Raw genomic sequence first — 7,562 nt, 5'->3', positions numbered from 1 at the left:
CTTAACTTCCAGTTCTGCCTAAAATTAGCTATCAACAGGATTTGACAAAGAGCCACATTTATTAAGTGGATAGGTAATCATGGTATCTATCAATTTAGTCATTCAGGAATTTTTCAATCAGTTGATTTAGGAGCTAAGTTTATTAGTCAATATGCATCTGGTGCACCAATGGGTTGTGAGGCAGCGGCTTTATTAGAAGGTTTACAGACAAAAGGATATGCCACTAATCTTTCATTGAAACAGTTACTAAAACAAATGCCATTAGCAACGGATGGTAATCCTAATTATGGTTTTGGTGGGACACCATACAAAATTATAAACGGAACCTATCAATCCATTTATGCGGCACAACTAGCAAAATGGGCGCGCTCTTACGATAGTAAGGTAGCTGATATCAGCGGTACTAATACCGACGGTTTGAAGAATGAATTGCGCAATGGTAACCCGATAGTTGTTTATGTTACGTATAAATATACTGCTCCAGTGTGGAGAAACTATAATTTTGGTCATGCAATCGATAACGCACACGTTGTTCTTTTAGACGGATACCGTAATGGTAGTTATCATATTGTTGATCCTGCGGGTAATCAAGATGGTCTTGCTAGTAGTTATTGGATTTCAGCAACTGATTTTGAAAATAGTTGGAACGCACGGCGAAGTGCCGTTGCAATTCGATAATAATATTTTTGGTGGCTATTAAAGACGCCTGTATAAAGCGGACGTTTTTTGTTGTAGAATTTTTTAAACTTAGCTTTGATGGGAGTTAAAAATTAGTAAGTATAATTTGAAATAGTTATTTATAGGATTCATATTAATTGTAGTATAATAAAATTGTGTAAAATTAGGAGGTATTGGGTTATTGAATGAACAAGCAAAATTACGGTTTAAACTTTATAAGTCTGGAAAGATGTGGTTAGTTGCTGGAATTACAATTATCGGAATTGGGCTTAGTGTTGCGCTACCAAGTGCTAAGGTTAATGCTGCAACAACAGCACTTGAACAGCCCAACAAAGTGGCCGTTAATAGTGATACAGTTGCTGTTAGGGCAACTAGTGGTGCGGCAACTAATGCAATTGACAATTCAGTTAATTCAACAGCTCAAACAAGCAGTGAAGCAGCTTCGCCCGTTCAAGCTGACGGTAACAGTTCGCTGCCAACTGTAGCAGATAACACGAATAATATAAATGTAACTAATATAAATGCAACTAATACTTCTGCGCAACCTAGCTCAACAGCTGAATCGACTGTCACTAGTTACAGTTGATTCAGCTGCTGAGCTAGCAGTATTGCCTGTACTAGTGGCGCTAGACGTATTAGTAGTGGCTGCATCACTGGCTGTAGCTGATGCAGCATTTGTAGTAGGAGTGGTAACTGTACTAACTGTACTATCTTGTGTTGTTGAATTTGCACTTGCTGCACTAGTAGCCATATCAGCAGTGTTACTTACTGTCGAATTATTGCCACTTGTAGCCGCAGCGCTAGTGGTTGGAGAATTAGTTTGTGTAACTGTACTAGTTGTAATTGCCGCATTACTGTTAGTCACTGTAACGCCAGATTGCGTTACGTCAGCTGTATCAGTAGCCGCAGCATTAACTGTGTTTGGTAATGCTGCACCTAACCCGATACCAGCAATGGCGATACCAGCAACTAACCAGCGCTTACCGGCCTTATATAGTTTAAAGTGCAACTTTGGATTATTTCTGTTCAACATCATGTCTCCATTCATAAATATATGATTACTATACCATGCAAAGCACCTGATAATTGTTACAATTCTGTATTAAAAACTAAAAAGTTTGCACTAAATAAATAAAATAGGTGCAAACTTTTTGACCAAATTGTTATTGCTGACCGGCATTAGGGTTATTGTCGACTTTATTATTATAGCTATCAGATGGGCTATTCTGCATCATATTTTGGGTGCTGCTGCTTGCTTGGTTGGATGTCGAACCAGCATTAGCATTATTATCGACCTTGTTGTTGTCACTATCACTAGGATTATTTTGCATCATATTTTGTGATTGTGAACCACTTTGATCATTTGAACTGCTACTTTGTGCAACTGCGGATTCACTTTGACTAGAACTACTGGCAGCGTCCGTCGAACTAGTGGATGCCGAACTAGAACTAGAGGTGACACTACTGGAGCTAACTTGTTCTGATTTTTGGCTGGCACTACTAGATGAACTGTTATTTGTACCAGAATTATTACTACAAGCGGTCAAACTTAAGGCCGCCAATAACATGATAGCTGCGGTTATTCGTTTCATGATAATCACCTCGTTGAAAGTTATTTTTCAACTAGATTATATCACGAATACGGTTTAAGATAGCAAATTCACGTCTAAATGACCCAGTTCTAAATTAGTTATGATTGCTGTGCTGACGGTTAACTGTTAGCCGCGGTGTCCAATCTTTTTGCGCCTAACAGTTTTAAAATGAGTTCGGCTTTTGCTGAGTGATGGCATAAGAGTTGCAAATACATCAGAAAATCAAGGGCGTCTGCTTGCCGATAAAAAAAGACACCTAAGCAGCAGATTTTGTCATCAGCGGATAATGGCCGAGCTAGAAAATCATGTTTAACTGATTCTAAGCGGGTACCAGTCATTGAAGTAGCTAGGGTCACCGCTTGTTTTAACTGCTCTTGTGGTTTAGCGTGTAATTTTTTGGAGTTACTTTTAAATTTATCATTCAAAATAGTTTTACGCCTTTCTATAAATCTAAATCTTGATCGAGCAAATGTTCCAATTCATTGCGCCATTTATGAGCCGCAAGTACAACAACACAATTTTTGGTGCGCATATTGCGAATAATCAGAGCGTCGTCGTTACGATCTAATTCACGGACAAGCCGGTTTAGGTGCGTTTTGGCGGTACTGACGGTAATTGTGTTGATCATAATTGGAGCCTCCTTGGTCTAATGTTTAATCTCTGGTGGAATAACATCCTGTTGCATGGTAAGCTGACCGTCGCCAACCGTAACGTTAGTTTGTTCGATGAACTGGGGTGTAAAGTGCATCTGTTCAGGTTCAAAGATGAAATTAAGTTCAGTTAAGCGGCCGGCACGATTTTTACGAAAAATCAGATTGACGTGGCGACTCGTTTTATGCTCTTCTTCGGTACTGATTGGGTAGAGAAAGCTAACAATGTTCGAATCTTGTTCAATGCTACCAGATTCGCGTAAGTCGGCTAATTGTGGTGTACGGTCGACGCGCTTTTCTAGCTCACGATTCAACTGTGAAAATAAAATAATCGGTATGTTTAGTTCATTGGTCAGTAATTTCAATTCACGGGTAATTGTTTCAATTTCCTGGCGCCGGTCATGGCGAGCGGTGATGCGATCAAGACTGATAATTTGTAAATAATCGATCACTGCAATGTAATTACCAGTAGTGGCACGTTGTGCATGGTCGCGGATCACTTTAACAATTTGCGGCAAAATAAGTAATTTATCGTGTAGTTGCAAATGTTGATGGTCCAGTTGTTTGATTGTGGTGCGAACTTGCTGCTTTTCAGCGTCATTGAGTTTAAAGGCCGGGTCGGTGAATTTGCCAACTGCAACACCAGTTTGTAATGCAACTGTCCGTTGATAGTTGTCCGTTGCAGTCATTTCTAGCGAGAATAAGTCGATATTTAACTCTGGCTGATATTCTAAAGCGCGTTGAATGAGATTGATAGCAAAAGCAGACTTGCCAATACCAGGACGTGCGCCAATCGTCCACAAAACACCGCCACGTAAGCCGCCATTTAGAACTTGATCAACATTGATAAAAGTTTTGATGCCGCTGGGCTGGCGTGTTTCCAGCGCTTGACGTAAGTCAGTACCATGTTCTTTAATGCTGCGGGTCGGCAGTTTAGGCTGATTCAGCTCAGCTAATTGACTGCTTACTTGCTGTAATAGCGCTAAATTGTCCGCACTTGGTAGTTTAAAGTAAGCTTGAGCGGCGTCTTGTACTTGTTCTTGTACTGACCAGAAGTGGAGCGTGCGCAGACTGTCTTGAAAAATCGTTTCATTATCAACTGGTTTTTCCAGTTCTTGCCATTCATTGGCCTCAAAGGCTAAGGGATAAGCCGCTTGAAAACGGCGTTGTAATTCAATCCAATTGCGGTAAGGACCTGGTTCGGTCAGCAAAAATTGAATAAATTCGCGACAGCTTTTAACGGTGAACCAGCTGGTATCAATGGTAATTGTTTTTAGTGTTTCGGGATGATGTAATAAATAATGCACAATATTAGTGTCCAAGGGCATGACCAATCACCTCCATTTCCGTACGATCAGTGGTCACTGCATCATCTGCTGCACGCCGAATTGCTAGCTCAATGTCGCCACTACAAACGTTGAATAGGATTCTTAAATATTCTTCGCGTGTTTGACCTTTTGTGTGGTGGGGTTGCGGTAAGGGTGGTGCCTCCAATAAATATTGTTTAAACTTTGGGCCAAATAGCGTTTGTGGGCGAACAAATTTCCAATAGTCACTATCACGCCAATCTTGAATTTTCCAGTCGATGACTTGTTTGATTTGCTTCATTGTGACCTTTTGACTAAATAAGTCAGCTAACAGAATTTGGACTGATTCCGTCGGTGTAAAGGCTTTGCCAGATTGCTGTTGTAAATAGGCGAGAATTTTTTTCGTGCTGGCTGCTAAACGTTTGCGTTGTTCGGGTGTATAGTATTGCAATGCCAGTGGTGCTACTCTAGCTGGCAGGGTTAATGGCGTAGCTGTAGCTGGTGGTTGCTTTCCGGCAATACTAAATTTCACTAAACCATCATAATTAGCTGCTAATTCAGTGGGGACAAGATAGCGTTCCCAATGACAAATGTGATAATGCCCGTTTGCCGTTTTTTTGATCAAGTCACACTTACTAAGCAGATTCAGTAATGGTAAGATACGAGCGGTGCGCCCCAGCGATAACCATTGTGCAAAATCCATTAACGTTAAGGGCTGTTCACTGTTAAAAGCAATCGTGCCGTTGGCTTGCAAATGAGCAGCACAGCTCAATGAACGAACCCAAAGCGTGATACACGCCAGTTCTTGGTGGCTACTGGCTAAGTGGTGTAACTGTTTGAATTCCGGTTGTTCGTAGAAATTACTTGGTAAAAGAAATAATGGTGTCAAAACCAACAACTCCTTATTTTGTCTTTCACTTATATATACGTTTGAGCAACCGCATTTGGGACATACTTTTTTTCACAAAAAAATAAAGGTCATATTAAAACGCTGTTGTAGTGCGCTTTATTACCTTTATTTTTTTTGCTTAATTTTTGTTATTTTAATTAGACGTGACACTTATGACAATTAGAGATGTCAAAAACGACAATTAATGTGTTAAAAATGACAATTGTATTGTCAAAAGTGTCAAGTAGCTGTGTCAAAAATAGCACTTCATTTGCTGTTTTTGACAATTCAGTCGCTTGATTTGTTGTGAGCTTTAGGGTGTTGCTTTTTTGCTAATAATTTACGGCCACGAGTCAGGGCACGTGGTGGTCGTGAAGTATAATTAGCGGCTGCAACAGCACTAAAAATGCTGAAGTCCTCGTGGCTATGCTGATAGGTTTCTGAAATGCAGCAGATATCCTCGGCATGCTGTTCATAGCCAAACTGCATTAGCTGGGCTGCCGTGACTTGTGGCAACTGGATGCTGGCTAATTCTGGTAAATTAGGTGGGACACTCGTAATCAACTGATTGCAGGGTAGCTCATCGTTGATTGTACTTGCTAGAATATGATTACTAGCCACGATCATCGCGCGGACGATTGCTAATCGTTCTCTTAACTGTGCCTGACTTATTTCAACGCGAATGACAACTTTTTGGTGTTGTGCTGGGCAAGCAAAGGTGACCAATGTTGCTGCTGTAACGGTTCGCATATTGGTGTACCAACGGGAACCAATCCAGGCTGGTTGTTGGCGTAATTGACTACAATTGGGGATGAATGAATTAACGCCACAAAAATAGGGGATCTGTTGGCGCTTCAGTTCATGAGCGACCCAATGGCAAAACCGCAGGCTGATGACTTTACGGCTACTTAGTTCAGCAATAATATCATTAGTTGTTTGTGGACAAAGTACGCTACTGCCGTCAATATCAACAATTAGTGTGCGGTAAGTGTGGCCGGCAATCAATCTTTCCTCGACAAGTGGACCAATAAAAATTGTTGTCGGTCGTACTCGACCTTGGTCAACTAGATCAACTTGACCGATAAACGCGTCAAGCTGATTTAAATCGTAATAAGTGACGTTAGCACCAACTCCCATTGGATGCACTAACTTAGTTTGATGTTCCTGCATAGACTCACTCCAAATTGATATATTCACGCTATATAATAGCATGAATACCAGTATAAATGAGAAAGATAACCGATTGTATTGGAATAAACTGATATTTTTATAAAAATATCATTAATACATGATTAAAAAGACCATAATCAACAAAATAAAGGCTTTAACAGCAATAAAGCGTAATTATTAGCGTTGTATTTCAATGTTTTTCGTTGTTTGCGCTTTCATATATTTGACAGTTATGCTTATTTCTGTCCTAGACGTCTGGGACCACTAACAAAAAAGGTTGTGGTCCAATGACAAATCAATTGAGTAAAGTCGCATTTAACGATGCGCTCCAGAATAAGAAGCTAATTTTCGGCGTTTTAAAACAATGCCATATTACCCGACAACAAGCTGATTTTGATGATTACTTTCAAGAATGCTTATTAGCCTATGTTGACGCGTACTGCCGCTATGAACAAGAACAACCGCCAATCAGTCGCAAAAATTATCTATATACAAAATTATGCCAACATACTATTGATCTCTGGCGCAAACAAACCCGGTATCAACAATTTTGCGCTACTAAGACTGATGAAAGTGGCTGCAATGGCTTCCAGCAAGCAACGATGCGTTTAGAATTGAAAGACTTATACTGTGAATTAACAATCGGGGAGCAGCGCGTATTAGAACTCTTTTACCTTAATAATTTTTCACAAGCGGAAATTTGCCAGAAATTCAATGTTGATCGCCGGACAGTTTATCGCTGGCGTGTTGGGCTTTGTGCCAAGGCGGCCAAGTTTCTTTAAAAATAATGTCCCAAATCGGCTTGCTCAAACGTATATATAAGTGAAGGACAAAACAGCGGCCGCTTTTGCCCTCAAACTAACTCAATTTTAGGAGGTCATCACATGTGGCTAAAAACTAACTTGGAAATCAAAACCGTCGGCGACAACATCGACGGCGAAGCGACGCATAAGTTCGTCAACGTCAAAGAAGATACGACCAAGGAACAAATCGACAAATTCGGCAACACCATCGGCACCCTAGCCGACGAAGGCTACAGCGCCGCCGTGACGGTCACGTACGACCGCCAGAACTATACGGTGCCAGCGAACTAGCGTGCTCATTTACCATTACGTCACCTTGTCCCAGTGCTGTAATGGTTTCAACCACAGCCCCCAAGCTGCGGCACATAAGCGCGCATGTCCTTCCCAGCATGCCCGCTAACTGCGCCAGCCTAAGCCAGTCCTCCCAACTAGCTTAGTCCTGGGCTAACCACCCTGCTGGCGCGCTATTTGGC

The 7,562-nt window shown here is 41.1% G+C and carries 11 protein-coding genes; 4 read left to right on the top strand and 7 right to left on the bottom strand.

The window, feature by feature from the left end; all coding sequences use genetic code 11:
* The first annotated feature begins 60 nt into the window (after positions 1-60).
* On the top strand, positions 61-678 hold the full coding sequence (locus tag EKM80_RS13260) for a C39 family peptidase (protein ID WP_125553990.1): 618 nt from the start codon (positions 61-63) through the stop codon (positions 676-678).
* Between the two features lie 181 nt (positions 679-859).
* Positions 860-1,264: a KxYKxGKxW signal peptide domain-containing protein gene (locus EKM80_RS13255; protein ID WP_164509574.1), complete on the top strand. Its 405-nt coding sequence runs from the start codon at positions 860-862 to the stop codon at positions 1,262-1,264.
* On the opposite strand, the gene EKM80_RS13250 is transcribed toward EKM80_RS13255, so the two are convergent.
* The 7 genes from EKM80_RS13250 to EKM80_RS13220 form a co-directional block, all read right to left on the bottom strand.
* Positions 1,229-1,708 (bottom strand): KxYKxGKxW signal peptide domain-containing protein, encoded by a 480-nt coding sequence (locus EKM80_RS13250; protein WP_164509573.1) that lies wholly within the window; start codon positions 1,706-1,708, stop codon positions 1,229-1,231. The genes EKM80_RS13255 and EKM80_RS13250 overlap by 36 nt on opposite strands.
* A 133-nt stretch (positions 1,709-1,841) precedes the next feature.
* A complete protein-coding gene (locus EKM80_RS13245) occupies positions 1,842-2,270 on the bottom strand; it encodes a hypothetical protein (RefSeq protein WP_125553984.1) in 429 nt (142 codons plus the stop codon).
* Between the two features lie 119 nt (positions 2,271-2,389).
* On the bottom strand, positions 2,390-2,695 hold the full coding sequence (locus EKM80_RS13240) for a hypothetical protein (RefSeq protein ID WP_225418892.1): 306 nt from the start codon (positions 2,693-2,695) through the stop codon (positions 2,390-2,392).
* A gap of 17 nt (positions 2,696-2,712) precedes the next feature.
* Complete coding sequence (locus EKM80_RS13235) at positions 2,713-2,898, bottom strand: hypothetical protein (protein ID WP_125553982.1); 186 nt, start codon at positions 2,896-2,898, stop codon at positions 2,713-2,715.
* 18 nt (positions 2,899-2,916) lie between these two features.
* Positions 2,917-4,248 (bottom strand): DnaB-like helicase C-terminal domain-containing protein, encoded by a 1,332-nt coding sequence (locus EKM80_RS13230; RefSeq protein ID WP_125553980.1) that lies wholly within the window; start codon positions 4,246-4,248, stop codon positions 2,917-2,919.
* Positions 4,232-5,116: a conserved phage C-terminal domain-containing protein gene (locus EKM80_RS13225; RefSeq protein ID WP_125553978.1), complete on the bottom strand. Its 885-nt coding sequence runs from the start codon at positions 5,114-5,116 to the stop codon at positions 4,232-4,234. The genes EKM80_RS13230 and EKM80_RS13225 overlap by 17 nt, the downstream gene beginning before the upstream one ends.
* 288 nt (positions 5,117-5,404) lie before the next feature.
* The gene (locus EKM80_RS13220; RefSeq protein ID WP_125553976.1) at positions 5,405-6,286 is read right to left on the bottom strand and encodes a hypothetical protein; all 882 of its coding nucleotides are present in this window, start codon (positions 6,284-6,286) and stop codon (positions 5,405-5,407) included.
* A 287-nt stretch (positions 6,287-6,573) separates the two neighbouring features.
* Here EKM80_RS13220 and EKM80_RS13215 point away from each other — a divergent pair, with 287 nt between their 5' ends.
* Both EKM80_RS13215 and EKM80_RS13210 read left to right on the top strand, forming a co-directional pair.
* Positions 6,574-7,068 carry a sigma-70 family RNA polymerase sigma factor gene (locus tag EKM80_RS13215; protein WP_125553974.1) on the top strand — a complete coding sequence of 165 codons (495 nt, stop codon included), beginning with the start codon at positions 6,574-6,576 and terminating at the stop codon, positions 7,066-7,068.
* A gap of 102 nt (positions 7,069-7,170) precedes the next feature.
* Positions 7,171-7,380 carry a DUF1659 domain-containing protein gene (locus EKM80_RS13210; protein WP_125553972.1) on the top strand — a complete coding sequence of 70 codons (210 nt, stop codon included), beginning with the start codon at positions 7,171-7,173 and terminating at the stop codon, positions 7,378-7,380.
* Positions 7,381-7,562: the final 182 nt, after the last annotated feature.

It is taken from the genome of Loigolactobacillus jiayinensis (assembly GCF_003946445.1).
Lineage (GTDB): Bacteria > Bacillota > Bacilli > Lactobacillales > Lactobacillaceae > Loigolactobacillus > Loigolactobacillus jiayinensis.
This window is presented reverse-complemented; position numbering and strand designations above follow the sequence as displayed.